Annotated in this window: 23 protein-coding genes; 21 read left to right on the forward strand and 2 right to left on the reverse strand. The window is 34.5% G+C overall.

Annotated elements, in window-relative coordinates; all coding sequences use genetic code 11:
• The first annotated feature begins 5 nt into the window (after positions 1–5).
• From hisF to I6J02_RS08240, 17 genes are all read left to right on the forward strand, one after another.
• Complete coding sequence (gene hisF / locus I6J02_RS08160) at positions 6–854, forward strand: imidazole glycerol phosphate synthase subunit HisF (protein ID WP_201681233.1); 849 nt, start codon at positions 6–8, stop codon at positions 852–854.
• 2 nt (positions 855–856) lie between these two features.
• Positions 857–1516 carry an imidazole glycerol phosphate synthase subunit HisH gene (gene hisH / locus I6J02_RS08165; protein ID WP_201681234.1) on the forward strand — a complete coding sequence of 220 codons (660 nt, stop codon included), beginning with the start codon at positions 857–859 and terminating at the stop codon, positions 1514–1516.
• Positions 1516–2745 carry an N-acetyl sugar amidotransferase gene (locus tag I6J02_RS08170; protein WP_201681235.1) on the forward strand — a complete coding sequence of 410 codons (1230 nt, stop codon included), beginning with the start codon at positions 1516–1518 and terminating at the stop codon, positions 2743–2745. The genes hisH and I6J02_RS08170 overlap by 1 nt, the downstream gene beginning before the upstream one ends.
• A gap of 7 nt (positions 2746–2752) precedes the next feature.
• Entirely contained in the window at positions 2753–4213 is a 1461-nt protein-coding gene (locus I6J02_RS08175) for a hypothetical protein (RefSeq protein ID WP_201681236.1), read from the forward strand.
• A gap of 1 nt (position 4214) precedes the next feature.
• Entirely contained in the window at positions 4215–5441 is a 1227-nt protein-coding gene (locus I6J02_RS08180; RefSeq protein ID WP_201681237.1) for a lipopolysaccharide biosynthesis protein, read from the forward strand.
• Positions 5431–6066 (forward strand): CatB-related O-acetyltransferase, encoded by a 636-nt coding sequence (locus tag I6J02_RS08185; protein WP_236582359.1) that lies wholly within the window; start codon positions 5431–5433, stop codon positions 6064–6066. Before I6J02_RS08180 ends, I6J02_RS08185 begins: the two co-directional genes overlap by 11 nt.
• Entirely contained in the window at positions 6067–6666 is a 600-nt protein-coding gene (locus I6J02_RS21890) for an acyltransferase (RefSeq protein WP_201681238.1), read from the forward strand.
• Positions 6667–6674: 8 nt separating this feature from the next.
• On the forward strand, positions 6675–7808 hold the full coding sequence (locus I6J02_RS08195) for an NAD-dependent epimerase/dehydratase family protein (RefSeq protein WP_201681239.1): 1134 nt from the start codon (positions 6675–6677) through the stop codon (positions 7806–7808).
• A 230-nt stretch (positions 7809–8038) separates the two neighbouring features.
• Entirely contained in the window at positions 8039–8785 is a 747-nt protein-coding gene (locus I6J02_RS08200; RefSeq protein WP_201681240.1) for a hypothetical protein, read from the forward strand.
• Positions 8786–8897: 112 nt separating this feature from the next.
• Positions 8898–9983 carry a hypothetical protein gene (locus I6J02_RS08205; protein ID WP_201681241.1) on the forward strand — a complete coding sequence of 362 codons (1086 nt, stop codon included), beginning with the start codon at positions 8898–8900 and terminating at the stop codon, positions 9981–9983.
• 132 nt (positions 9984–10115) lie between these two features.
• Positions 10116–11906, forward strand: a complete 1791-nt coding sequence (locus I6J02_RS08210; protein WP_201681242.1) for a glycosyl hydrolase family 28-related protein — start codon at positions 10116–10118, stop codon at positions 11904–11906.
• Positions 11893–12921 (forward strand): glycosyltransferase, encoded by a 1029-nt coding sequence (locus tag I6J02_RS08215; protein ID WP_201681243.1) that lies wholly within the window; start codon positions 11893–11895, stop codon positions 12919–12921. Before I6J02_RS08210 ends, I6J02_RS08215 begins: the two co-directional genes overlap by 14 nt.
• A gap of 59 nt (positions 12922–12980) precedes the next feature.
• On the forward strand, positions 12981–13787 hold the full coding sequence (locus I6J02_RS08220) for a glycosyltransferase (protein WP_201681244.1): 807 nt from the start codon (positions 12981–12983) through the stop codon (positions 13785–13787).
• Positions 13784–14695 (forward strand): NAD-dependent epimerase/dehydratase family protein, encoded by a 912-nt coding sequence (locus tag I6J02_RS08225; protein WP_201681245.1) that lies wholly within the window; start codon positions 13784–13786, stop codon positions 14693–14695. The genes I6J02_RS08220 and I6J02_RS08225 overlap by 4 nt, the downstream gene beginning before the upstream one ends.
• 20 nt (positions 14696–14715) lie before the next feature.
• Positions 14716–15675, forward strand: coding sequence for a UDP-GlcNAc--UDP-phosphate GlcNAc-1-phosphate transferase (locus I6J02_RS08230; RefSeq protein ID WP_201681246.1), 960 nt, complete (start codon positions 14716–14718; stop codon positions 15673–15675).
• Positions 15676–15687: 12 nt separating this feature from the next.
• Positions 15688–16113, forward strand: a complete 426-nt coding sequence (locus I6J02_RS08235; RefSeq protein WP_201681247.1) for a WxcM-like domain-containing protein — start codon at positions 15688–15690, stop codon at positions 16111–16113.
• A 139-nt stretch (positions 16114–16252) separates the two neighbouring features.
• Positions 16253–16693, forward strand: coding sequence for a hypothetical protein (locus I6J02_RS08240; RefSeq protein ID WP_201681248.1), 441 nt, complete (start codon positions 16253–16255; stop codon positions 16691–16693).
• Positions 16694–16916: 223 nt separating this feature from the next.
• Here the strand turns inward: I6J02_RS08240 and I6J02_RS08245 are convergent, their stop codons facing one another.
• Both I6J02_RS08245 and I6J02_RS08250 read right to left on the reverse strand, forming a co-directional pair.
• Entirely contained in the window at positions 16917–19463 is a 2547-nt protein-coding gene (locus I6J02_RS08245; protein ID WP_201681249.1) for a prolyl oligopeptidase family serine peptidase, read from the reverse strand.
• 237 nt (positions 19464–19700) lie between these two features.
• Positions 19701–20492 carry a tyrosine-protein phosphatase gene (locus I6J02_RS08250; RefSeq protein ID WP_201681250.1) on the reverse strand — a complete coding sequence of 264 codons (792 nt, stop codon included), beginning with the start codon at positions 20490–20492 and terminating at the stop codon, positions 19701–19703.
• Between the two features lie 549 nt (positions 20493–21041).
• On the opposite strand from I6J02_RS08250, the gene I6J02_RS08255 reads away from it, so the two are divergent.
• The 4 genes from I6J02_RS08255 to I6J02_RS08270 all read left to right on the forward strand — a co-directional run bounded on the left by I6J02_RS08255 (position 21042) and on the right by I6J02_RS08270 (position 25731).
• Positions 21042–22835 carry a polysaccharide biosynthesis protein gene (locus I6J02_RS08255; RefSeq protein WP_236582360.1) on the forward strand — a complete coding sequence of 598 codons (1794 nt, stop codon included), beginning with the start codon at positions 21042–21044 and terminating at the stop codon, positions 22833–22835.
• A gap of 130 nt (positions 22836–22965) precedes the next feature.
• The gene (locus I6J02_RS08260; protein ID WP_201681252.1) at positions 22966–24381 is read left to right on the forward strand and encodes a sensor histidine kinase; all 1416 of its coding nucleotides are present in this window, start codon (positions 22966–22968) and stop codon (positions 24379–24381) included.
• 10 nt (positions 24382–24391) lie between these two features.
• Complete coding sequence (locus tag I6J02_RS08265) at positions 24392–25075, forward strand: response regulator transcription factor (RefSeq protein ID WP_201681253.1); 684 nt, start codon at positions 24392–24394, stop codon at positions 25073–25075.
• A 95-nt stretch (positions 25076–25170) separates the two neighbouring features.
• Complete coding sequence (locus tag I6J02_RS08270) at positions 25171–25731, forward strand: ATP/GTP-binding protein (RefSeq protein ID WP_201681254.1); 561 nt, start codon at positions 25171–25173, stop codon at positions 25729–25731.
• The last annotated feature ends 12 nt before the right edge of the window (positions 25732–25743 follow it).

The raw sequence follows: 25743 nt of genomic DNA on the forward strand, positions 1-25743 counted from the left end.
AAGTTATGCATAAAGTAAGAATTATCCCAAGGCTTGATATAAAAGGGCCAAACTTAGTTAAAGGGATTCATCTCGAAGGCTTAAGAGTCCTTGGGAAGCCTGAATCATTTGCTGAATATTATTATGAAAGTGGAGCTGACGAACTTTTTTTTCAAGATACAGTTGCCAGTCTTTATGAAAGAAACAATCTTCAAGATATAATAAGTAAAACAGCAAAGAAGATTTTTATTCCTTTAACGGTTGGTGGAGGCATTCGAAACTTAGAGGATATACGACAGGCATTATTGGCAGGTGCAGACAAAGTAGCGGTCAATACCGCTGCTATTAAAAATCCTGATTTAATAAAAACTGCGTCTAAAAAATTTGGTTCTTCGACCATAGTTGTTTCAATTGAAGCAATAAAAGAGTCAAACGGAGAGTATTTTGCTTATACCGATAACGGAAGAGAATATTCCGGTATTAGAGTTTTTGATTGGGTAAAACAAGTACAAGATTTAGGAGCTGGAGAAATTGTAATCACATCAGTTGATAGGGAAGGGACAGGTGAGGGTTTTGATGAAGAGTTAATCAAAAGGGTTGTTGATTTAGTTGATATTCCTGTCATAGCTCACGGTGGCTGTAAATCTCCTGAAAATGTTGTAGATGTTTTTGAAAACTGTAAGGTTGATGGTGTTGCTATAGCATCGATCTTGCATTATGATTTTGTACAGAAACAATCCGTAAATGAAGAGTTTGCAGTTGAGGGAAACACTAATTTCTTAAAAAGTGGAGCTAGTTTCTCGAAGATATCACCATGTAATATAAGTGATATTAAAGATAGTCTATTTAAAAATAAAATCCCTGTCAGGTTATAGTTATGAGAAAGAGAATAGTAATAGTTGATTACCAACTTGGAAATCTTTTTAGCGTAAATCAAGCATTATTAAATGTTGGAGCGAATGTTCTTATCAGTTCTGATAAAGAAGCAATACGTAGTGCGGATGCAATTGTATTACCTGGGGTAGGAGCTTTTAGCGATGCGATGCGAAACTTGCATGATTTAGATTTAATTGATGTCTTACATCAAAAAGTAAATATTGAAAAAAGACCTTTTTTGGGAATTTGTTTGGGATTGCAGCTCCTTTTTACAGCAAGTAAAGAATTTGGTAACCATAAGGGATTGGATTTTATTTCGGGTACAGTTGAACGGTTTAATAATCAAAATATATTAGATTTTTCTAAAGTTAAAGTTCCTCAAATTTCATGGAATACCATTAGTTATCCCAGTAATAGGTCCTGGAAGGATACTCCATTGGAGATGATTAAGAATGAAACCGATATGTATTTTGTTCATTCCTATTATGTGAAGCCTTTAGATCAGGATGTTATTTTATCGACAACAAGCTATGGAGGAATTGAATATTGTTCTAGTATTTTGAAGGATAATATTTTTGCCTGTCAATTCCATCCAGAAAAAAGTGGAGAAAGAGGATTAGATATATATAGAAAATGGATACAACTAAATAAATTAATTTAATGAAAACACTAGAAACTTATTATGGATTGCCTAGCGAGGTTAAATTCTGTAAACGATGTGTTATGTCAAACCAACGGCCAGCTTCAACAGTTGAGTTTAAACACACAAAGGATAGTAAAAAGACAACAATGCATTTTGATAGTGAAGAGATTTGTGATGCATGTAGAACAGCTGAACAGAAGGAAAGAATTGATTGGGAAAGAAGAGAACAAGAGCTTGTTGACTTATTAAATAAATATAGAAGTAAAGACGGAAGTTACGATTGTTTAGTTCCCGGAAGTGGCGGTAAAGATAGTGCTTACCAAGCACATATTTTGAAATACAAATATGGTATGAATCCTTTAACAGTTACTTGGCCTCCAATTCTTTATACTGATTATGGTTACAAAAATTGGAAAAACTGGATAGATAGTGGATTTGACAATATTTCATTTAATAGGAATGGGAAAACGATGAAGCTTCTCACCAAGCTTTCAATAGAAAATCTATTTCATCCTTTTCAAACATTTATTTTAGGACAGAAGAATTTAGCTCCGAAAATTGCTGCCAAGTATGGAATACCATTGATTTTCTATGGTGAAAATGAAGCAGAATATGGTAATCCAATAGCTGATAACGCGACATCGCTTAGAGACAAATCATATTATAGTTATAATAACTTAGACGAAGTCTTTCTTGGAGGAGTTTCAATAAAAGAGTTAACCGAGGAATATAATATTCAATTAAATGATTTGCTTTCATTTTTACCTGCAGACGCAGATGAGTTAGAAAAATCTAAAATTGAAGTACACTATTTAGGTTACTATCTAAAATGGACTCCCCAAGAAGTTTACTACTACGCAGCAGAAAATACCGGATTTAAAGCTAGACCATTCCGTACTCAAGGAACATATAGCAAGTATAATAGTATTGATGATAAAATCGACGACTTACATTATTACACAACTTATATCAAATTTGGTATTGGACGTACAACTTATGACGCTTCTCAGGAAATTAGAAATAAACATTTAACACGTGAAGATGGAGTCGCATTAGTAAACCGGTTCGATGGAGAATTTCCAGATCGTTACTTTAATGAGATTATGGAATATCTTGATATTAATCCAGAATATTTTAAAGGAGAGTTAGCTGATAAATTCCGATCACCACATTTATGGGGAAAGGATGAAAGTGGAATTTGGAAGTTGAGGCATAATGTAATGGGGAGTGGATTAGACGATGAATAATAGTTTCATGAAAAAAACTATTGTATTTTTTAGTAGAAGTGAACTAACATATTTGTATGGTAGTGTGCAGAGAGAGATAGAGGACGAATTTAAGGTTATCCATGTAGCTTATAGTTATCTTGAGCAAGAGGTATTAAAAAATGAATTTGATATTAATGCTGACTATGTTTTGAAAGAAATATTCGAGCAAGTTAATGACGATTTAATAGATGATCTTTCGTTAGAACAGCTAGATAGTTTTTTTATTAATACGACGGAGAATAGCTTTAATTTAAATGCTTCTTTTCAAGCGAATAGATCAAGCCAGTATTTATCATACGACAATAATATTGAGCTTGCGAAAACTTACTATTTAGCTTGGGAAAAAATCTTTAATGAAAACTCTATCTCATTTTTTATTCATGAACCCGTTTCGCTTTTAATGAATCAAATTGCAGCGAGTTTTTGTAAAAAAGTTAATGCCATTTATTCAACTCATATTCTTGTAAAAGGCGAAGATGAGAATAAATTCACCTTTATTATGGTGGACGGGTACCAAGGATATCCAACTTCTATAAATAAGAGAATTGCAAGTATTACTTATGATGATGTTGAAACAAATTATGTCCGAATATCTTCTTTTATTGAAGAATTTCGATCTGGTTTTAAGGTTTTCTTCTCTCAACTTGGCACTGGCGATGTTTCGAATTTAGAATACTATAAATTATTTTTTAAAAACATAGCGTCTAAATTGATCCGTAAGATTAAAAAGTCAAATCTCAAACCTATTGTTGACAATATAGAAGTATTTATTGAAAAAGATGATTTATTAGGACGCAGAGTTAAAAATTTAAACAAGTATCGTTCAATATTGAAATATGACGATTACGACCCTAACAAAAAATATTATTTTTACCCAATGCATCTAGAACCAGAGGCTGTTGTGTTGTATTGGGCCAATAATAAGTATTCTAATCAAATAAAGCTGATTGAAAATATTGCAAGCCAGTTACCTCCAGATGTATTCCTATATGTTAAGGATCATCCGCATTCACCGGGCTATAGAAGCATTGAAGATTATGAGAGACTTCAAGCAGTCCCTAATATCAGGTTATTAAATACTAAATTGTCTGGTAAGGAGGTTATTTCAAATAGTATTGGTGTAATAACAATAAATGGTACTGGTGGATTTGAGGCTTTGTTGATGAACAAGCATGTTATTACATTTGGATCGAGTTTTTACCAAGGATGTAATAGAGTATTTAATTTAGAAAATGTTTTTGAACTACAACCGTTATTGTATAAGTTGAGAAATGTTAAGTATGAAGATGATTATGAATTAAGAAGATTTGTATTAGCATACTTAAGCTCTCATAATGAGGGGTTTACTGATTTTTACGGAGCAATGCATAAAAAGGTTGGAATTAATGTTTTAGAAAATGGTAAAATAGTAGCGAACTCTTTAAAGAAATGGATTAATAACATTTAATGTGGAGAAGGTATTAAAATACTTGGGTAATGAGTCATTTGTTTATATTATTGTAAATATTTTGGTTGCATTTCTAGGATTTGCTAGGTCATTTGCATTTATAAAGTTCTTTGGTTTCGGGGACTTAGGAGTAATTACTATGGTGAATACAGCATCTATGTTAATCACGTTTTTCCAAATAGGAACTATTAATGGTGGATATAGAATAATCGCTTTGGGTGAAATCGAATCAAATGTAAAAACCAATAATGTTATTTATAGTTATCTGGGAACTATATCTCTAATTGTTTCTTTCCTTGGATTAGTGTTTTGGTGGTGTGAAATTTCTTCTTTTCAATTGATTATAATAAGTGTTTTATTGGGTGTTTTGTTGTTATTTAATAATTGGCTAACCAATTGTTTGATTGCCAGTAAAAAGTTAAAAAAACTCAATTTAACAAATCTGATAAGTTCAATATTAGGGTTTTTTAGTCTTGTACTTATTCCATCCTTGGGGCTTACTGGAGCATTAATCGCATTATTGGTACAGCCTGTTATTTTTATTGTTTTAAATTTAAATAAAAATACTTTTCCCACAAAATTTGATTTAGATATAAAGTACCTAAGATATATATTAGGTTTTGGTTTCATACCTTATGTTTCAGGAATTTTTTATTTGTCTTATATGCAAATTGAACGTTGGAGTATAAACTCTCTCCTAGGTAAGGAAGCTTTAGGTAGCCTGTATTTATTTTTTTTAATTCTAAATCTTTGGACTCTAATTCCAAGTTCAATTTTGAATATTTTCTTTCCAAAAGCAATAAAAGCTTATTCGAATGGTGAAATGGAAGAGTTTAGGAATGTTTTAAGGAGTGACTTAATTGCCGTTTTGGGATATTTGGTCTTTTCTATTGTTATGATTCTCTTATTTTTAAAGATAATGGTTGGAGCTCTTTTCCCTCAACATTTGCCTTATGTAAGTCTTGTATATTTGGCAATACCAGGGCTTGTTATGAAGGCACTTACGGATCCATTAGCATTGTTTTTTAATAGTATTGTCAATTTAAAACCAATTTTCTGGAGTGATTTTGTGTCTATTGTCGTATATATTTTAAGTATTGTATTTTTTAAAGTATTTGTAGACATTAATTTAAATAGTTTTATTTACTGTTTTAATTTGTATTTTTTATGCAAATTATTGTATTTATTTGCGGTGTACACTAAAGTTAAAAACAATTATGATGTTTAGACGACTTGCACTTTATTTATATTGGACTTATAGAAATATTAAAACAGGCACCAAGATTTTTGATAAGTCACTATCATCACGGTCTAAGATTGGTAAAAATGTTATGATTAGAGGGGGAGGAGAAATATCTTATGTCGAAATAGGAGATTATTCCTACATAAGTGGTCCACGAAGTTACGTTGAGGAGGCTATTATTGGAAAATATTGTTCTATTGCACGGCAAGTGGTAATAGGTGTCTCTGGACATAATTATGAATGGATAACTACTAGTCCGATAATCACTAGTCCCGATTATGGTATTGTGGACAGGTCCGTTGCTGAGCCTCAAAAAGATTGTCCAATTATAGGTAATGATGTTTGGATTGGGATGAACACAATTGTGATGAGAGGTGTAAAGATTGGTGATGGAGCAGTTATTGCGGCTGGCTCAGTGGTAACATCTGATATATTGCCTTATTCTATTGCTGGTGGGATCCCTGCTAAGCATATTAAATTCCGATTTAAAGAAGATCAAATTGAGGAATTATTGAAAATAAAATGGTGGGACTGGGAAGAGAGTAAAATTCGAGATAATGCTGATATATTTTATGATATAGAGAGGTTTATTGAAGTTAATAAAAGTTAAATGAGTATTTACAATTTTTGGAATAGAATTAGCACTAGGATTTTTACTTTTTTGTTAAAATCTCACTTTAAGAGTTTTGGAAGTGGTTCGTTTATTCAAAAGCCTCTTAAAATAGATGGTGGAAAGAATATATCGATTGAAGATAGTGTTATAATTGCTAAACATGTTTGGTTAGGTGCTTTGCCACTTACTGGAAGAACATGTCAGATTACAATTGGAAAGGGAAGTAGAATAGGACATTTTAATCATATATATGCCACATCTTCCATTACTCTTGGTAAAAGTGTATTAACCGCAGATAAAGTTTATATATCTGATAATTTACATTCATATGAAGATGTGAGTGTATCAATTTTAGATCAACCAATAAAACAATGTAATCCAGTAATTATTGGTGAAGGTACCTGGATAGGAGAAAACGTTTGTATTATTGGTGCAAATATTGGTAGGAATTGTGTTATTGGTGCAAATTCTGTTGTAACAAAAGATATTCCTGATTATTGTGTAGTCGTTGGTGCACCAGCAAGAATTATCAAAAGATATTGTATAGAGACATTAGTTTGGAAAAGAACTAATATTTATGGAGAATTTATAAATTAAAAAGGTAAATGAAAAACATTTTAATTACTGGTGGAGCAGGCTTCATAGGTTCAAACTTAGCACTTAAGTTAATAGATAAAGGATATAATATTACTGTATTAGATAATCTTTCACCCCAGATACATGGTGAGAATCCTAGAGAAACCTCCCCTTTATATATAAGCATTAAAGATAAAGTGAAGTTTATTTTGGGGACAGTAACTTCGGAGCAAGATTGGGTAAAAGCGATTGAGGGTCAGGATGCTATAGTACATTATGCTGCTGAGACAGGTACTGGACAGTCAATGTATGAGATAAAAAAATACATTGATGTTAACATCAATGGTACTGCTTTATTATTGGATTTATTAGTAAATACACAACATACTGTTAAAAAGGTAATTGTTGCTTCTTCTCGTTCAATTTATGGAGAAGGAAAATATATTAGTAAAGAGTTGGGGGCGGTTTATCCAAAGCAAAGAGAAAGTGAGTTTATGGATGCAGGCGATTTTGAAGTAAAATATTCAGGATCAAGTGCATTAACTCTGGTTGGTACTGATGAAGAGTCTAAAATTCACCCTTCATCGGTTTATGGTATAACAAAGCAAAATCAGGAACAAATGATACTAACTGTTTGCCCTACTATTGGAATTGCGGGTGTTGCATTTCGTTATCAGAATGTTTATGGACCTGGTCAATCTCTTAAAAATCCATACACTGGAATTTTGTCTATTTTTTCTACTCAAATTAAAAATGGAAATGGTATTAATATTTTCGAAGATGGAAGGGAAACTCGTGATTTTGTATACATAGATGATGTAGTTGATGCTACAATATTAGGATTAGAGAAAGACGAAGCTAATAATGAAGCGTTCAATGTGGGAACCGGTATGGCGACAGACGTGTTAACTGTAGCAAATGAACTTAAGAAAAATTACGGTGTTGATGTCGCTGTTACAATCTCTGGTAACTATCGTGTAGGAGATATTCGTCATAATTATGCTGACTTAACAAAAATTAGAAGATTATTGGGTTTTGAACCTAAAGTTACGTTTGAAAGAGGAATTAAGTCTTTTACGGATTGGGTTAATTTACAGGAGATAGAAGTTAGTAAATACGAAGATTCAATATCGGAAATGAAATCTAAAGGTTTGTTAAAATAATTATGATAACAGTCGACGGGAAAAAAATATTATTCATTGCACCTAGATTTTATGACTATCACGTCTTGATTCACTCCAAGCTAGCTGAATATAACGAGGTTGTTTTTTTTTCAGAAAAAATAGACGGTAAGTTATTTAGTATACTCAATACAGTTAATGCGAGATTAATAAATATCTACCAGAATATATATTTTTTATATATTCTTTTTAAAATACGGAATGTTAAAGATATGAGTCATCTATTTGTTATCCGAGGTTATAAGATGCCGGAATATTTTTTAAAAAAAGTGCGAAAAAAATATCCAAATATTATATGTTTAATGTACCAATGGGATTCGTCTCAAAATAATCACTATACGAGGTTGTTAAAATATTTTGATCGAGTATTTACATTTGACTATGGTGATTTTCAAAATATTACTGGGTTAGAATTTTTACAACTTTTTTATACAGAAGAAATTAAACAGATTCAAAATAGTAGAAAGGATTTGATATTTGATTTTTTTTGTTTTAATTCCTTTACTATTTCGAGGTACAATGCAATGTTAAAATTTCAATCATATTGCAAACAAAATGGGTTAAAGGCTAAAATGTTTTGCTATATTCCTTGGACAACCTATGTTAAAATGAAAATCTTTAAAGGAGTCAATTTAAATAAAAGTTTCTTATCATTTAGGCCTATGCCCAGAAAGGAATATTTATATAATCTTGAGATTTCTGACATAATTGTAGATTTAAGTCATTCCACGCAAACAGGACTTTCAATGAGAGTAATCGAAGCATATGGAGCGGGAAAAAGAATTTTAACGACAAATAAATCTGTTTTTATGAATCCAATTTATAATTCTGATTGGGTAAACCTTTTTGATGTAGATGATATTGAGATTTCTTCTTTTGGTTCAAAGAAATCAATGCCCTCTGATGATCTTTATATAGATAATTGGATAAATCATATTTTTCATTATGAAGGTAAATAAGTTAATTCTTTATACTACATTGCTGTCTATTTTTACTGAATCGTTTCGATACAATATCGGTTTTGATTTCAAATTATTTTATTTAGTAATTCTGGTAAATCTGGCTTTCTTCATGTTAGCTAATAAAGTTTCCTATGCAAGAGGCTTATTTGTATTTCACATTTTATTGTTATTAAACGGATTTATATCTATAGTTTTTGGATATAATTCTATAGGATATTTTATGGTACAGTTTGTAGCATTACTTATTATACCTATATATTATTTTTCTTTTTTTAAATACTTTGAATTTAAAATCAATGAAATAGTTAGATTGTATTGTCGCTTAGTATTGTTTTTAGTAATAATAGGCTTTATTAGGTTTCCAATAGATTTGACTATGAATAATTATTGGTTTCGCAGTATAATGTTGGAACCTGCACATTATGCTGCTATTGTTTTGCCTGCATTTTTTATAACATTGAAATCTATTGAATATCCTAGATATTATTGGAAATTAATTTTGTTAAGCATTATTTTGAGTGGATCAAGTCTTGCAATAATTTGTTTGGGGTTGTGTTTGATTTTATCATTCAAAAGAATATCTATCATTAAGGTTATGATTGGCGCCTCTCTATCTTTTTTAATTGGCATTTTGGTGTATAATTTTTATCCTTCTTTTAAACTTAGAGTTGATGATACAATGAATTCTTTTATTACCAAAGATCTGACCCAAGCTAACCTGAGCTCATATGCATTATTATCAAATCTGTTTGTAGCTCTTAAAAGTTTCGAATCAAATCCGATATTTGGTAACGGTATAGGCTCTCATCTTACTTCTAGAGAATTATATTTAGGTGGTGTTAAAGGGATAAGTGTTTTTGAAGAAATGGGAATGGATAATTTAAATGCGCAAGATGCTGGTTCCTTGTTTATTCGATTGCTTTCTGAAACAGGATTATTAGGACTAATACTATTTGGATATTTTCTTTATCATTTTTATGTGAAAAATGATAAAGAAAATATTTTGTATCAAAACTCTATAATAAGTAAGGGTATTTTGATTTATTTCTTTGCAAAACTTTTTAGAGAAGGACATTATTTTTCTCCCGAAATGTATTTCTTTGTTTTTTTATATGTATTCAATAATTTCCAATCAAAGGTTCTTTTAAGAAAATCTAATTATAGCGAATATGACTCAAACTATATTAATAATTGAGACGTACAGATACTTTTAAACTATCTTATCTAAAATAAGAGAAACGAAATGACAAGTGGTTTACATAATAGATTCTTGTATGATACTTATGCTTTTATAATAAGATCTTTTTAAAAAGATGAAATTTAATTTATGAACATTAAAGTAATAATATACTTATTAATCTTGCTCTCTTTTGTAAGTGAATCGTATTCACAAACTGGGTCTAATGATCAAGGAAATAACTCTGCATCCTATGAATCTGTAAGTGTCTGGCGGGATGGTAGTCCAATGACAAAAGAAAAGGTAGATGGAGTAATTTATATAAAAAAGGAAAATAAATTTTACAAACGAAATTATAGCGGGAAACTTAATGTGAAATGGTTTGGGGCAAAGGGGGATGGTAAGACAGATGATTCCAAAGCCATTCAGGCAGCCTTTGACTATGGAGAGTCTCTGTTTTTTCCAGCAGGGAAGTATAAATTTAATGCGCGCTTGAATCAGCATATGGAGCTGGAAGGGGATGCAGGAAATACATATTTGATGCCATTTGATATAAAGCGTGCAATAATTATTTATAATGCGAAAGCTCCTTTTTGGACATATTCAAGTTCAATGGTTAACATGATCGTATCTTCTAATAACAAAGAAGGGACAGGTATATCATTTGGTACTGATATAAATGGCAAGCAAGAGCCAGATGGGCAGTACAGTGGAAATGTAACATTCCGAAATGTTTTATTTCAGGGGTTCGATAAAGCTATCACTTTCCCGTGGGGGAATATAGGATGTACCTTTTTTAGCTGCTCATTTCAACAAAATCGCTATGGTGTGTATAGTTTAGATAACAAAGGTAGTGGTGATAATATGCATGCTGGTAACAAATATTTTTATACATGTGAGTTTGATTCTAACGATATTGCTGTATACTTTCATAATTTGACAGATGGGTTTGGAGGAGTCAGTTTTACAGATTGCATCTTTCAATTCAATCTTATAAATGGATTCTTTTATTCCAATAATACATATACACCTGTAAGCTTTATAAATTGCTGGGATGAAAAAAGATTAGGAGATATGTCAAAGAGTGTTAACGTCGATGTTTTTGATAATAAAAAACTTAGTAGTAAGAAATATCAATCTACAAGCTATATCTTTGATGGTAAGGATTGTTCATATAATTTTATTGGAGGTCGATTGACTAATATTGATATTCGTGGTAAAAATATTGTTGTTAATGCATATTCATCGAAGGTAGAGTATAGTAAAGGTGTTTCTAGTGCGCCATTTTCAATAGCAGCTACATCGTTTTTAAATTTATATTATCCTAGTACAGATGGAGGTCTTCAGTCTATATCAGGCATTAGGTTGATAGGATTTCCCACATTAAAAAATAATATGATACAGGTGTCAGAAACGAAGTCCGAAACTCGATATCTTCCTTTGCAAGATGATTTTGCGATGCCTGGTATGGTTGAACATTTTTCAGTAAATTTTAATAAAGCAATAAATCTCAATGGCTCATTTCTACCAGAAAAACCTGAGACTTTGCCTACATCAAATAAAACTTTTTCAGGTCAGTTAGTCAAATTAGCATTTTCGGAGAAGAATCAGTATATTTTAGTTGAAAATTCAAAAATTACCCTTAAACCAGGATATTATTTCATTTTTATAAAGACAAGAATATCTCAGGGTGACCCAATGTTATTTGTCTGGGATCGTAATCTTGTGCAGTTTGTTTCTTTCAGCCCCTTTTTAGATGGGAAGTCGCACAATTACGGTGCTTACGGTTACTTACCAAGTACTTCTGAAATATTCCTAGATATTTCGTCAAACGATGGAAAAAAAGTAGAACTACTTCTTGAAAAGTATGAAATATATAAGTTTGACTCACTCAATGAGCTGAAAGAGTTTTTTATTAAAAATAACAATGATTCGAAGTAATTATAGCTTATTGATAGATGCTATCTATATACATAATGGTGGAGGTAAAGTTCTTTTAGATTATTTAGTTGATAATCTTGAAAAAACAGATTTGGAAATATATTATTTATTTGATAGAAGAATAGAGGACAGACCTTATCAGATCAAATCAACAAATCGAATAGAATATTTAGACTCAACGTTTTCGAAACGATTGATGTTCTATTTTCGAAATAGAACCCGATTCGGAAAAATATTTATTCTTGGAAACGTACCTCCGCCTATAAAGATCCGAGGTAAAGTTTTTACTTATTTTCACAATACAATCCTTCTTAATATTCCAAAAGAGTTTGGTGTATTTGAGACCATTCTTTTCCATATCAAGCTTTTTGTTATTAAGACATTAAAAAAAAACACAGATGTTTGGTTTACCCAAAGTGAGATAGTTTCGAATCGTCTATCAAATAGTATCGCAAATTCGATTGAAGTTCGTGTTATGCCATTTTATCCTAAAATAATGGTGGAGAATGGTAATGTTTCTCGCAAGATTGGTAGGTTTTTATATGTAAGCAATGCACAAGCAAACAAAAATCATATTCGACTTATTGCAGCGTTTTGCAAGGCATATGACAGTACTGGTAAGGGGGAACTCGTTTTAACTGTGAACAATAATTTTCCTGAGATTCTTTTGCTGATCAATGAAGCACGTAGTAAAGGATATCCAATATTCAATATAGGATTTGTAGACAGAGAAAAGCTGGCTACAGAATATTCTGAGTCAGAATTCGTGATCTTTCCATCACTATCAGAAAGCTTTGGACTGGGTTTGATAGAGGGAATCGAAATGGGGTGTAAGATTATTGGGGCTGACTTGGAATATACATATGCTGTCTGCCATCCAAGTGATGTTTTTGATCCTGGTGATGTTAATTCTATCTGTGAAGCTATTGTTAGATCACTTTCGCTATCGGTAAAAGTTAATAGTGTTGTCAAAGTGTCAGATCAAATGAATAAATTGATCGATATTCTTCGCTAATCAAATTACAGAGTGGATTGTGATTTTGTTTGTATTTAATTATCAAAAAAAATAAAATTTTGGTTACCTCATCTATTGTTTTATATAAAACCAGTCATTTAGAGGCTGAACGTACTATTAAATGTGTGTTGTCGAGCAATATTCAATTTTTGTACCTAATAGACAATTCTCCTTCGGATGATCTCAGGCAGGTTTCGTCCGATCAAAGAATAGTCTACATTCATAATCCATCTAATCCAGGGTTTGGTGCATCGCACAATATAGCAATCTGGGATGCAATAGCTCGTGATGCTAAGTACCACTTTGTTATCAATCCTGATGTTTCGTTTACAACCGGTGTGATAGAAAAGATGGTTTCTTACATGGATTCCCATGATCATGTTGCGATGATTATGCCGCAGGTATTAAATGAAGATGATACAATTCAACACCTTCCAAAGCTGTTACCTTCACCACTTTCAATAATTCAGCGAATACTGAACAGACGTTATGGGTGGTTTAAGCGATTTATAATAGATTATGAGCTTAGGATGGTTCCAAATCATACGATTTATAGCGCACCTATTATTTCAGGTTGTTTTACTTTATTTCGTTTAGATGCCTTACGAAAAGTTGGAGTATATGATGATAAATTTTTTATGTATTTTGAGGACTGGGATTTATCCCGGAGAATGCATGTCTACTATGATACAATCTATTATCCCGAAGTTTCTATCTATCATGGGTATGAATCAGGAGCAAATAAGAGTATGAAATTATTTAAGATCTTTGTGAGGTCAGCAATATACTATTTTAGTAAATGGGGTTGGATTTTTGATGGAAAACGTCGTTTGATAAATAAAAAAACAATTCAGCAGTTTAAATGAAAGTTGTTATAATAGGCACATCTGGTTTTGTGGGCAGGAATTTGCAAAAATTTCTATTGGATAAGAGGTATAATGTGAAGAATCTTTCTTTAAGAAATATAGATTGGCAACTAAATATGCCCTCTGAAGCTACAGCAGTCATCCACTTAGCTGGTAAAGCCCATGATACATCAAATACCTCGGATCCCGAAGAATATTTTAAAGTTAACAGAGATTTGACTATAGAGTTATTTGATCTTTTTTTACAATCTGATATTAAAGACTTTTTCTATTTCAGCTCTGTTAAAGCAGTTGCTGACACTGTGAATGATATATTGGTAGAAGATGTCAATGGATCACCTTTGACTCCTTATGGTAAATCAAAATTGGAAGCGGAACAGTATCTGTTAAACAAAGTTTTGCCTTTAGGAAAACGTCTTTTTATTATCCGGCCATGTATGATCCATGGCCCGGGAAATAAAGGAAATCTTAATTTGCTATATAAAGTAGTAGAAAAAGGATTGCCTTGGCCATTGGCTGGTTTTCATAATCAACGATCATTTTTGAGTATAGATAACCTTAACTATCTGTTGGAACAGATGATAGTAAATACAAGTCTACCGTCCGGAGTCTATAACTTTGCCGATGACGATGCAGTATCTACTAATGATTTGGTCTCTTTAATTGCACGTACGTTAGGAAAGTCACCCAAGTTATGGTCTGTTCCTGTGGGATTGATAAGGGGAGTTGTTAAAATAGGAGATATACTACCTTTACCTTTAAATTCTGAGCGACTGAAGAAATTAACAGAGTCTTATGTTGTCTCCAATCAGAAGATCAAAACTGCATTAGGTATTGAGAAATTACCATTGACTGCAACTGAAGGATTGGTGAAAACGATCAGATCCTTTAATGCAGGCAAGAATTAGTATAAAATAAATAGTAAATAATGATATACATAATAATATTTATAACTCTTTTTATTGCTGAGCTGCTTTACTTTAAAATTGCAGACCGGTTTAATATTATAGATAAGCCAAACGAACGTAGTTCACATACCTCTGTTACATTGAGGGGGGGCGGAGTTATATTTTATTTGGGGGCATTTGCTTATTTTGTTATTTCCGGCTTTCAGTATCCCTATTTCTTTTTCGGATTGACCTTGATGACAGTTGTTAGCTTCGCGGATGATGTAATGACCTTGTCCAATAAGATCCGTCTATTAGTTCATTTGCTTTCGGTATTGTTAATGGCCTACGAACTGGATGTGTTTGACATGCCCTGGTATTACCTGGCCATTACTTTTGTAATTGTCATTGGAGTTATCAATGCGTACAATTTCATGGATGGAATTAACGGCATTACAGCTTGTTATAGTCTTGCAGTAGGAGGTTTATTAATGTTAGTCAGCCATCAGATTGATTTCATTGATCGGGATTTGCTGATCTATAGTATGTTATCGGTACTGGTTTTTGCCTTTTTCAACTTCAGATCAAAAGCTAAATGTTTTGCTGGTGATGTAGGATCTGTTGCTATAGCGTTTATCTTACTATTTGCTATTGCGGCATTGATTATTAAATCGCAGAATCTTATCTATATCCTCTTCTTGTCTGTTTATGGCATTGATACGATCTGGACAATTATTAGGCGTTTGTCAAAAGGAGAAAATATCTTTAAAGCGCACCGTTCTCATTTGTATCAATATCTTGGAAATGAAGCGGGTGTAAATAAGCTGATGGTATCTTTTCTATACGGCGCTTTACAGTTTTTAATTGGTTTTGTCGTTATTCAAGTTGCAAACGAAACAGTTAACGTTATGATTATTTTCTCTTTGTCTTTACTAGCCTTTCTCAGTATCCTATATCTGATTATAAAGAGTAGTATAATTAAGAAATACGTAAACAAGTAGCAGATTCAGAATATGATAAACTTCATCACTGGCGGTATTGCGAAAGACCATAGAGGTCAGATCCGATTTGTCAATGATTTTGATATGTCGTTGATCAAACGGTTTTATATTATTAAGAATGCAGATGTCGAATTGATCAGAGGCTGGCGGGCGCATCGGATAGAACAGCGTTGGTTTTATGTATTGTCCGGAGCATTTTCGGTAGATCTGGTTAAGATTGATAATTGGGATTCACCTTCAGAAGATCTTGCTGTAGAGACAGAAATCTTAAAGTCAGAAGAACATAGAGTATTGCATGTACCGGTAGGATATGGTACTGCTTTCCGGGCTTTAGAACCGGATAGTGAGCTATTAGTCTTTGCGGACTATGGTATCGAAAATGCAAAGCTTGACGATCATACCTATCCGTTGGATTATTTTGTTAACATCAGCCGCTAGATGCCAATCGGTAGCTCCTCAGAGAAAGAATTAAGCCGGAACATTTTTATTCAGCCGGATAAAAGTTTCTTTGTTTGCCATTGTTAATGATTTTCGATAACTTGCTGATAATGAAATAACCTTTCAATATCAGTAAGTTATGATGCAGTTCAGATTTTTTATAGTTATTCTCTTTGTTTTTCTATCCCTCAGCCTTTCTGCACAACAGATAAATACATTTCAGCAGCGAAATGTAGATGCGACTGCAGACTCCACATTTACAAAATCCATACGATACTTACATAATAACGGATACCGGATTACTGCTGTAGACCGGCAATCGGGCTTTATACAGGTACAAACCTATATCAAGTATAATAAGGTTTTCTCAGCTAAAATGGGAGAATGGAGAACATGTAATTTTCTGATTCAGCCAGGTAATTCTAATCAAGCTTTAGTAACATTGAATATTTATCAGGTGGATAAGATCTTTGGAGGTGATATCCACAATAAAACAGCTTATGACGAAGATAACGGATTAAGTAATGATCCCAAATTGTATCAGGAAATCTGGGATAAATTGTTGCCAGCATTAAGATAGTAAAGACCAGCTACTAATATAGTACAAAGGATTTGCTCCGGCCATTTTTGTTAAATCGGATATCAAAAAATAGAATTAAATACTAACAGGGTACAAGCGATAGAAATAGTGATTAATACCGGATGTAAGTAATTATCACTAATATAATAATCAATAAACCGATGTGGTTATTGCAATAATAAGTAAAAGCAAAGAGCTGGCAATATCCAGCTCTTTGTTATTTCTAATTTGATTTTACATTCCATTCATTGCTGTAAAATCCGGCATCTACAATGCCTTCCACTCCGTCTTTCAACATAGCCAGCTTAAAAAACATATAATCCGGAAAGCCACTTGCTCCGGCAAAGTATTGATTAGCCGTTGCTGCACGCATTCCTGCGATTCCGTTGCCGGTAATAACTCCCACAGATAAAACATCTGATCCCGGTTTCTTCCAGTAAAAATATCCACCCAAATCATCTCCGGAATAGCTTTTCTCCCCAATATTAACCTTGCCAGTCTCCACCTTAACCGGACAATCTTTCAGTAAAATATTCCATGCGCTGTTGGTTTTTGCATTACCAATCAGAATAATATTTCGGCCGGCATATTTGGTTTCTTCAAAATCCCGGTCAGCGATAATATCAAATGCCCCATTACCCCGGTAGTACCAGGCTTCAGCATCATAATTTGCCTTCTCCATAGCCCAATTATTTTCTTCTTTAGTTCCCTGAGTTCCGTAAACATAGACCATCCTGTTGTTAAATGCTTCTTTGAATGTTCCGTTTCTGTGAGGCCCCTTATGTGCAAGGCTTGGCTCGTTGATTACTTTCCAGGATGTTCCTTCTTTTTTCAGATAGACAAAAGAACTTTTGGAATCTGTTATATGGTGTTCAATGGTATTTAAGCTATCTAACGTTATAGATACTTGTTCCGTTTTATTAAACCCTCTCAGATCCAGACGAAGTGTCTGCACATTTGTTGTTTGTCCTACAATACTTCGTTTTACCATATCGCGGTCTAAGAGGATACGGGAATAATCTAATGGATTGAGCTGCTGATAAACGGTTGCCCAATAATAGGATGCAGATATTCCGGGGTTAGCAGTCATAAAATCGATATGATCAACCTCGTTATGTGTTTTTCTTTTGTGCCACTTGAAGTAATCAAATAAAGGCTTCCAGTCTACACTTTCGTTGCTATACCAATGCGAGCCGCCAGGGTATTCATAATAGCTAAAGTCAGGATGAAATCCACCAAGGATATTTCGCATCTGTCTTGCATAATCCACAGAAACGGTGCGGTCTGCATCCCCATGCAATATATAGACACCTAATGGTTTGTAATTCGTTGCGTAAGCAATGACGTCACTCTGATTACCCGATCTAAGTAATACTTCTTCCAGAGCATTACGTCCTTTTTCTGGTACTAATCCATCTGCAGACCCGTAACCTTTCAGGGTCGGATACCCTGCACATGGTGCTATTGCAGCCCATTTGTCCGGATAGGTAGCACCCAAAAACCAGGTGCCGTGTCCCCCCATTGAGTGTCCTGTCAGGTAGACGCGTTGCGTATCTGGCTGCAGTTGAGCCTTTGCCAAACTTAAGACCTCCAAAGCATCTAAGCGTCCCCAGTCTTCCCAGTTAAATCCACGGGGACGACGATTTGTAGGGGCCACCAGTGTTCCCCAATCTTTAGCCTGATACGCTTGTGCCTGACCAAGAGCTTCGACCCCTGCCCCATGTACAGAGAAGAAAAGTGCATCCTGCGGTTTCTCTCCTCCTGTAGCAGGATTGACCGCATAATATTGTACACTATTATCAATATTACTTACAAATGTAACTCTGTAAGCTGTTTTTAGATCTACACTTCTCAACTGGATCGGGGTATTACCAATAACCTTTCCATTCTTTAATAAAGAAAGTTGAGAGGTAATGTCTCCTGTTTTCTGAATAGCAGATCCGTCAATACGTACAACTACTTTTCTGCTGCTGTTTCCATTAATGACAGGTAAAGCACTGATTACTTTCTGACCGTTTGTAATACTTTGTATCTGTAGATCAGATAGGTTTTGAGTGCTGTTATTTAACAATACGATTCCAACAATGAGATTGCTGTTATCTTTTCCCTGCACAATATCCGGTAGAGTAAGATCCTGAGTAGAAAACTGTACAGGATGCTGTGGAAAAGTAAGACTGGCTGATATATATGCTCCGCGGACATAAAATTCATTAAGTCCTTTTTTTAAGTGTACCGGAATGTCCATCCAGCCCATCCGATATGGATCACCAGAATGCAGGGCTCCGTTTACAACAACCGCACTATTACCCTTCACGTTCAATATTGCAGTTTGCTCTTTGGATGAATTGTAGGTCAGGTACAAATAGCTGGGTCTGGGACCCCGGTATTGTTGTGCAGGTCTTGGATTTGTATTTTGTTCCGCAATCCGCCCCGGTCCGGGAGGATTATTTGGCTGTTGCAGATTTCCTCCACTTCCTCGTTGGGGTCTAAAGAAACCTGTACTATCTGCAGTCGCTTTTATCCATTTATTTTGGGATAATGACAATTCTAAAGTCTTACCAACAGAAGGTGTAGCTAGCTTATTGCTGTAGAGTTGCCACAATAATTCATCTGTATAGAGTGCTTCCCGACCATAATTCTGGGGAATCTCTACATGTAGTCCTTCAGTAAAGGTGTGCGTTTTCTGAGCGCTCACACATAAGGATATTAGACTAAAGGAGAAGAATAGAAAGAAATGCTTCTGTTTAAAGCGGAATAGATTGTTTTTCATATGCAAAAAGGTTTAAGCACCGTAATAATAGCATATAAAATTGAAATTTTCACCAAAACAATTTGATAATATCGTTACAAATATATGTTAAGGGAAAAATTCCTCAGAAAATACAGCGCTTAAATAAACAGACTATTTTTCTGATCAATTGATTTGTAGATATCACATAGGAAGACTGTGTACAAAAAAAAGCAACCCACTTCAAAGGTTGCTTTCATAATATTGTTCTACTCCAGATTAGCCTACTGCAATAAATTCTTTGCTGGGATTGCTGCTTGTGAGAAGTTCATGATTGCGAAGCTGGCAAGTTTTTAGAAGATCTGCCAACGGATATTTTGTAGCGACTTCTTTTACAGCTGCCAGATGTTTTTCATGATGAATATCTGTTCCTATAAAATCATATAGTCCCGATTTTATCAATGTCAGCGCAGTAGTTTTTACATTACTGCCATAATATCTGGACACTGAAAGCAGATTCAGCTGAAGAGCGCATCCTGCATCTTTTATTTGTTTAAAGATCTTAAAGTTCTGATGATAATAGTTATATCTCTCCGGATGAGCTAATATTGGTTTGTAACCCATAGCTTGTATATCCATGATCGTCCTAAATAAAGACTTTGATTCTGCTAAATAGGACATCTCTATAAGTACATAATCATTCGGCATTCCGCACAATTTGTTATCCGCTATGATGACATCCAACCCCTGATCAATCATATGTTCCGCTGCAAAATTAAGCTCTACTTTTGATTCTCTGGATACAAGAGTAGATTTAAGTTTTTGATATGCAGCATCAATAGTGTCTTTGGTGTTGGCATACACACCATCCATGATATGGGGTGTGCATATAAACTTATTTAGTCCTAATTCCTGTAATCCTTCAATTAGTTTTACAGATTGCTCTACTGATTTACTTCCGTCATCAATACCTGGTAATAGATGATTGTGCATATCAACCTCCATAAATGCCAGAGCATTATGATGAAGTGTATTTTCTTTCTTACGGAATAACTTTGATAGAAGGCTCATGTTCTTGTTTATACTGTACGATTATTAATCATAACGTTGTATTGATCCGAATTGCTACAACAGAATTAAATATTTATGAATAACAAAGATAAGTTATTTAATTTGAAAATGTAGCAAAGCATCTACTTTTATTTTCTTTAAATGCATCTAAAATTAACGAAATGTTGATTTTGTCTTTGTTTTCCATATTTTTGAATATATGTTAATCAATATACTTGCGTAAAGCAATAATAAATATTACTTATAAATCTATTCCGTTTTTATAAACTTTAACGCTTTAACGGTAGTATATATCTGCTGAGTTATGTTATAGCAAAAAGTTGTCCAAATTTAGTTATTATCAGAATTGATACGAATGTGGAATAATACTTGCATATTTGTAGTCACGGTAAATGTGATATGTGGAACCTTACAGACCTAAAGCGAAGATTAAGAAAGGATAATCCCAGATGGGTTATTTTATTAATTGATATCTCAATTGTATTTTTCTGTTATTTATTCTCCAACTTTATTATTAATAGTTTTAAGGGCAGCTTTGAACTGGACTTAATGTTGAAAAAAGGTGTCCTGATTATTCTGGTCTATCTTTTCTTTTTTATTGGCTATGGTACATACAGAGGGATTGTCAGACAGACGGGTATCCGGGATGCGATAAGCGTATTCAAAGTCATATGGGTGGCTATGCTGACGTTAATGGCTGCAAATTTTGTTTTCCGCCTTTTTATTCCGGAAGACTCGATTTTGGACGATTACCTGCGTATGTCATACGCTGTACTCTTTATGCATGCATTTCTGAGTATGGTGGTGCTGGTCGCTGCACGTATTTTCTACAGAACTATTTATGAGGCCTTTTTTCTTCGAAAAAGAAAACAGGTAAATGTCTTGATTTTCGGCGCTTCAAGACCTGGGTTAATGGCTCTGTCATTATTGAGAGATGATGTCAGGGTCAAATATTCAGTCTTTGCATTTGTAGAAGACAAGCCTTCAAGAGTGGGGAAACGCCTCGCTGGTCTCAAAATTCTGGACTTGGATCGTCTGGACAAACAATTGATCCATGAGTGTAATATCGAGCAGATTATTATTGCTGTGGAGAATAATGATCCGGAGAGACTGGAACGTATTACTGAAAAAGCACAGGATCTGGAACTGGAGATACGAATAATGCATCCGTCTAATACCATGCTGAATGCCGGAAATCAACGGCAGATACGTGCATTGAAAATTGAGGATCTTTTAGGCAGAAAGGTTATTCAACTTGATAATCCGGCTATACAGCATGAGATGTATGGAAAAGTGATATTGGTGACAGGTGCTGCAGGTTCTATAGGTTCCGAACTGGCCAGGCAGATTTCGGTACAAAATTATGATCAGTTAATTTTGATTGATCAGGCAGAATCGGCCATATATGATGTACAGCAAACGCTATTTGCGACTCATCCGGAACGGGTGTATTATATTGTTGGCAATGTGAGAGACCGCCTTTTTATGGAGGAGATATTTGCACAGTTTCGTCCTGACCTCGTGTTTCATGCCGCGGCTTATAAGCATGTTCCGTTAATGGAACAAAATCCGTATGAAGCTATCTTAACAAATGTTATCGGCACCCGGAATGTGGCGGATATGGCTATTAAGTACAACGCTAAAAAATTTGTCATGGTTTCTACGGATAAAGCCATTAATCCGACGAATGTGATGGGAGCGACAAAAAGAGCTGCGGAAATCTATGTAAATAGCTGTCAGCAACAATTTAAGACTGCCTTTATTGTTACCCGTTTTGGTAATGTATTGGGTTCAAACGGATCTGTTATCCCATTGTTTGAAAGACAAATGGAAACCGGCGGACCTTTGACACTAACGCATCCGGATATTACACGCTATTTTATGACTATTCCTGAGGCTTGTCAACTCGTTCAGGAAGCAGGAGTAATGGGTAAAGGTGGAGAAATATTTGTCTTTGATATGGGCAAGTCTGTAAAGATCATAGAACTTGCTAAACGTATGATCCGGCTCAAAGGCTACCGCTACCCCGAAGATATTGATATCAAGATAACGGGATTACGCCCTGGAGAAAAGATATATGAAGAACTGCTGGCAAATAATGAAAATACAATCAGAACACATCACGAAAAAATAATGATTGCCAAAATCAACAGTGAAGATCTGAATGAGAAAAAGGTTCTGTTGGATAAGCTTTGTGAGCAAATACTGGATAGCCATTCAGGAGCTATAAAGCCAATAGAATTAGTCAGAATTCTAAAAAATATTGTACCCGAATTTGTCTCTCAGAACTCGATATATGAACAGTTGGACATTCAACCGAGCATAGAAATAAACAGAGGATAAAAGGTCCGCGTTCCCTTCTTTAAGAAGAGAAATTGAAGGATTTATCTGGAGGAGATAAGTTGTGTAATAAAATTAAATTGGACTCTTTGCTATATAATTACCAAATTTGCGAATACCCAATCGCTGATTTATGTACCTGAATACCGAAAGAATTTATAAACTTATCGCTATTGCCAGTTTTATTGTTTTGATGATTCTGCAATATCAATTGATATCCGGTACCTATAAAATCAAAAGCAATGACCTTTTCAAAAAGGAGAAAAGTAAGCTTAAGGTAGCCTATGAAAGAGCCATCATCAATGATAAGCTGTTTCCGGGAGGACAAGCTATAATTGATTCCGTATTGCTGCCAAAAATGTCAACACTGGATAGTTTATATCAAAAAAATCCTGAATTATTCAAAAAAAGCAGTGCTGAGATTTATGATGAGATCGTCCGGAAACTTCGGGACGGTTCTACAATGGATAGCCTGTTTGGAGAGTTATTGAAAAAGGAGAATCTGGATCCTAATTTTAAGTATACCCTAGTTCTGGGAGGTATTTCTGTTACTTTTGACGGGCATAATTTCATTGATTTATTAGACTCGGGACCATTATTATCTCAGGATACCATGACTATTATTCAAGGGGATCCAAAATTGGTCCAGCACCATCAGATGATTTCCAGTTTATTTATTTCTTCCCATCTGAAATATAGCAACCGGGTAGAATTTTCACTGTATGCAGATAAAGACGGTAAAACCTTAGCGGTTCTCAAAAATATCCTTCCTTTACTTCTGTTATCGGGCTGTTGCTTACTGGCTGTTGTCGGAATTTATTTTCTAACCTTCAATAATTGGGTTAGACAAAAGAAAATGAATGAAATGACAACCGATTTTCTGAACAATATTACCCATGAATTTAATACTCCGCTGGCAACCATACAGGTGGCGAGCAAAAATGTAAGAAGAGACATTCCATCAGATGGCACAGCTATGACTACGATCAATCTGGATATCATTGATAGACAAACCGGTCGTCTGGACAAGCTTATCAATCAGGCTATCAATGTGAGTAAGTTCAGTCCCCACCATGTAGAAAAAGATATCTATAATCTTCATGAGCTGCTGGATGAAAGTGTGACAGACCTGCGTATTAATTATGGGAAAGAGGTTGAAATTGATTATTCTCCAAAAGATGAAGAAAAGCAATTTCATATTCTCACAAACAGATTTATGTTTACGACATTGCTCAATAATCTGGTGGAAAACGGGGTTAAGTACAACAATCAAAAAGATAAACATATATACATATGGGTGACTGCGAAGGAACAATTAATTGAACTTCATGTAAAGGATAACGGAAACGGGATAGATAAAGAAACGTTGACGCATATGTTTAAAAAATTTTTCAGAGGTAAGCAAGAGTTTGCTAAAAACGGGGTAGGACTGGGATTGTATTATGTGCAACAGACCGTAGCACAGCATGACTGGGATATTAAAGTAGATACGGTCGTCGGAGAGGGATCCGAATTTATCTTGCTTATTCCTATGGTTGAAGTTAGTTAATACGTTAATTATGAAGGGAAAGATTCTGATTATTGAGGATGATATTGATCTGGGTTTGGTGACCCAGCAGTATCTGCAAACTTCCGGATTTGAAACATTACTGGCAACAACAAGCCGTGAAGCAGAAGAGCTGTGTCAGAAACAACTTTTTGATTTACTAATTGTAGATGTCCAGTTGCCTGATGATACAGGATTTGATCTGGTTCATCAGCTACTAGAAACGCAACCTGAGCAACGTTTTATTTTTCTGACTGCCCGAAACACAAAAGAAAGCAAGATCTATGGGTTAAAACTGGGGGGTGATGATTATATCACGAAACCGTTTGATATAGAGGAACTTTCCTGGCGTATTCACAATATTATTAATCGTCAGCAGGTCAGACGATCTGCAGATCTGGCTATCGGAGATATTCGCATTATTCAGGATCAGATGATGCTGATTTTTGAGAATAATTATGAGGTAAAACTAACCGAACGCGAATTTGCAGTCTGGAAGTATTTTGCACTGAACCCCAACCGTGTCCTCAAACGTGAAGATATTCTGCTGGCTGTATGGGGAGAAAACGATTACTTTCTCGGCCGAAGCCTGGATGTATTTGTGTCCCGTATCAGAAAACTGTTGTCGCATTCTGCTTATGTTCAATTAGAAACCGTCTATAAGGTGGGCTTTATTTTTCGTATACCTCAATCCTGATTTTTTGTCATTAACAACCGGTTAACAACTTTATTAATTAAGGCTTTGTAATTTCGATATGCTAATCCGTTTTAGTGTAACAATTACCTTAATTTATGAAAAAGCTAACCAAATTTCAACAAGCATTTGTCCTTTGCGGACTGTTTGCCTGTCTGACGGGCTGCGACAAAACCGAAGTCAGGCAATATGACCTATTGGAATCCGAAAAGGAACCTGAGATGGACATCACTGCCTATGGTAACCTTTCGGTTAACCGTGAAAACTCTGGCGGGAAAACTGCAAATGAGGGATCTCTGAAAGTAGTCGACCAGGACTACAGCACCAAGTTTCTGATCAATCCATACTATGATGATCTTTACATGCAACTTTCTTTTCCTGGAGGTATTTCTGTAGGTGCATACATTCTGGCGTCGGCTAATGATGCCCAGGATCGTGATCCTAAAGACTGGGAACTGATGGGATCTAATGACGGATCTACGTGGGTATCAGTAGACAGTAAACAGGGCTATCTGTTTACGTCCCGCAATCAAAAAGTACGTTTTGATATCAGTAATAAAGAGAAATACCGCTATTACCGTATGAATGTGAAAGCTATCCGGGGTGGTACAGGACTGTTTCAGCTTGCGGAATGGAGAGTTATCAACGTGCCTGAATAGGCCAATCCTATT

Origin of the sequence: Sphingobacterium spiritivorum (assembly GCF_016725325.1) — a bacterium.
Lineage (GTDB): Bacteria > Bacteroidota > Bacteroidia > Sphingobacteriales > Sphingobacteriaceae > Sphingobacterium.

What these genes read in the sequence shown, in the direction of transcription:
- I6J02_RS08170 (WP_201681235.1), top strand. Translation starts at nt 1,516, where the DNA reads ATGAAAACACTAGAAACTTATTATGGATTGCCTAGCGAGGTTAAATTC.
- I6J02_RS08260 (WP_201681252.1), top strand. Translation starts at nt 22,966, where the DNA reads ATGTACCTGAATACCGAAAGAATTTATAAACTTATCGCTATTGCCAGT.
- I6J02_RS08175 (WP_201681236.1), top strand. Translation starts at nt 2,753, where the DNA reads ATGAAAAAAACTATTGTATTTTTTAGTAGAAGTGAACTAACATATTTG.
- I6J02_RS08255 (WP_236582360.1), top strand. Translation starts at nt 21,042, where the DNA reads ATGTTGAAAAAAGGTGTCCTGATTATTCTGGTCTATCTTTTCTTTTTT.
- I6J02_RS08185 (WP_236582359.1), top strand. Translation starts at nt 5,431, where the DNA reads ATGATGTTTAGACGACTTGCACTTTATTTATATTGGACTTATAGAAAT.
- I6J02_RS08225 (WP_201681245.1), top strand. Translation starts at nt 13,784, where the DNA reads ATGAAAGTTGTTATAATAGGCACATCTGGTTTTGTGGGCAGGAATTTG.
- I6J02_RS08205 (WP_201681241.1), top strand. Translation starts at nt 8,898, where the DNA reads ATGTTAGCTAATAAAGTTTCCTATGCAAGAGGCTTATTTGTATTTCAC.
- I6J02_RS08210 (WP_201681242.1), top strand. Translation starts at nt 10,116, where the DNA reads ATGAACATTAAAGTAATAATATACTTATTAATCTTGCTCTCTTTTGTA.
- I6J02_RS08195 (WP_201681239.1), top strand. Translation starts at nt 6,675, where the DNA reads ATGAAAAACATTTTAATTACTGGTGGAGCAGGCTTCATAGGTTCAAAC.
- hisF (WP_201681233.1), top strand. Translation starts at nt 6, where the DNA reads ATGCATAAAGTAAGAATTATCCCAAGGCTTGATATAAAAGGGCCAAAC.
- I6J02_RS08240 (WP_201681248.1), top strand. Translation starts at nt 16,253, where the DNA reads ATGATGCAGTTCAGATTTTTTATAGTTATTCTCTTTGTTTTTCTATCC.
- I6J02_RS08200 (WP_201681240.1), top strand. Translation starts at nt 8,039, where the DNA reads ATGAGTCATCTATTTGTTATCCGAGGTTATAAGATGCCGGAATATTTT.
- I6J02_RS08235 (WP_201681247.1), top strand. Translation starts at nt 15,688, where the DNA reads ATGATAAACTTCATCACTGGCGGTATTGCGAAAGACCATAGAGGTCAG.
- I6J02_RS08215 (WP_201681243.1), top strand. Translation starts at nt 11,893, where the DNA reads ATGATTCGAAGTAATTATAGCTTATTGATAGATGCTATCTATATACAT.
- I6J02_RS08250 (WP_201681250.1), bottom strand. Translation starts at nt 20,492, where the DNA reads ATGAGCCTTCTATCAAAGTTATTCCGTAAGAAAGAAAATACACTTCAT.
- I6J02_RS08265 (WP_201681253.1), top strand. Translation starts at nt 24,392, where the DNA reads ATGAAGGGAAAGATTCTGATTATTGAGGATGATATTGATCTGGGTTTG.
- I6J02_RS08270 (WP_201681254.1), top strand. Translation starts at nt 25,171, where the DNA reads ATGAAAAAGCTAACCAAATTTCAACAAGCATTTGTCCTTTGCGGACTG.
- I6J02_RS21890 (WP_201681238.1), top strand. Translation starts at nt 6,067, where the DNA reads ATGAGTATTTACAATTTTTGGAATAGAATTAGCACTAGGATTTTTACT.
- I6J02_RS08230 (WP_201681246.1), top strand. Translation starts at nt 14,716, where the DNA reads ATGATATACATAATAATATTTATAACTCTTTTTATTGCTGAGCTGCTT.
- I6J02_RS08245 (WP_201681249.1), bottom strand. Translation starts at nt 19,463, where the DNA reads ATGAAAAACAATCTATTCCGCTTTAAACAGAAGCATTTCTTTCTATTC.
- hisH (WP_201681234.1), top strand. Translation starts at nt 857, where the DNA reads ATGAGAAAGAGAATAGTAATAGTTGATTACCAACTTGGAAATCTTTTT.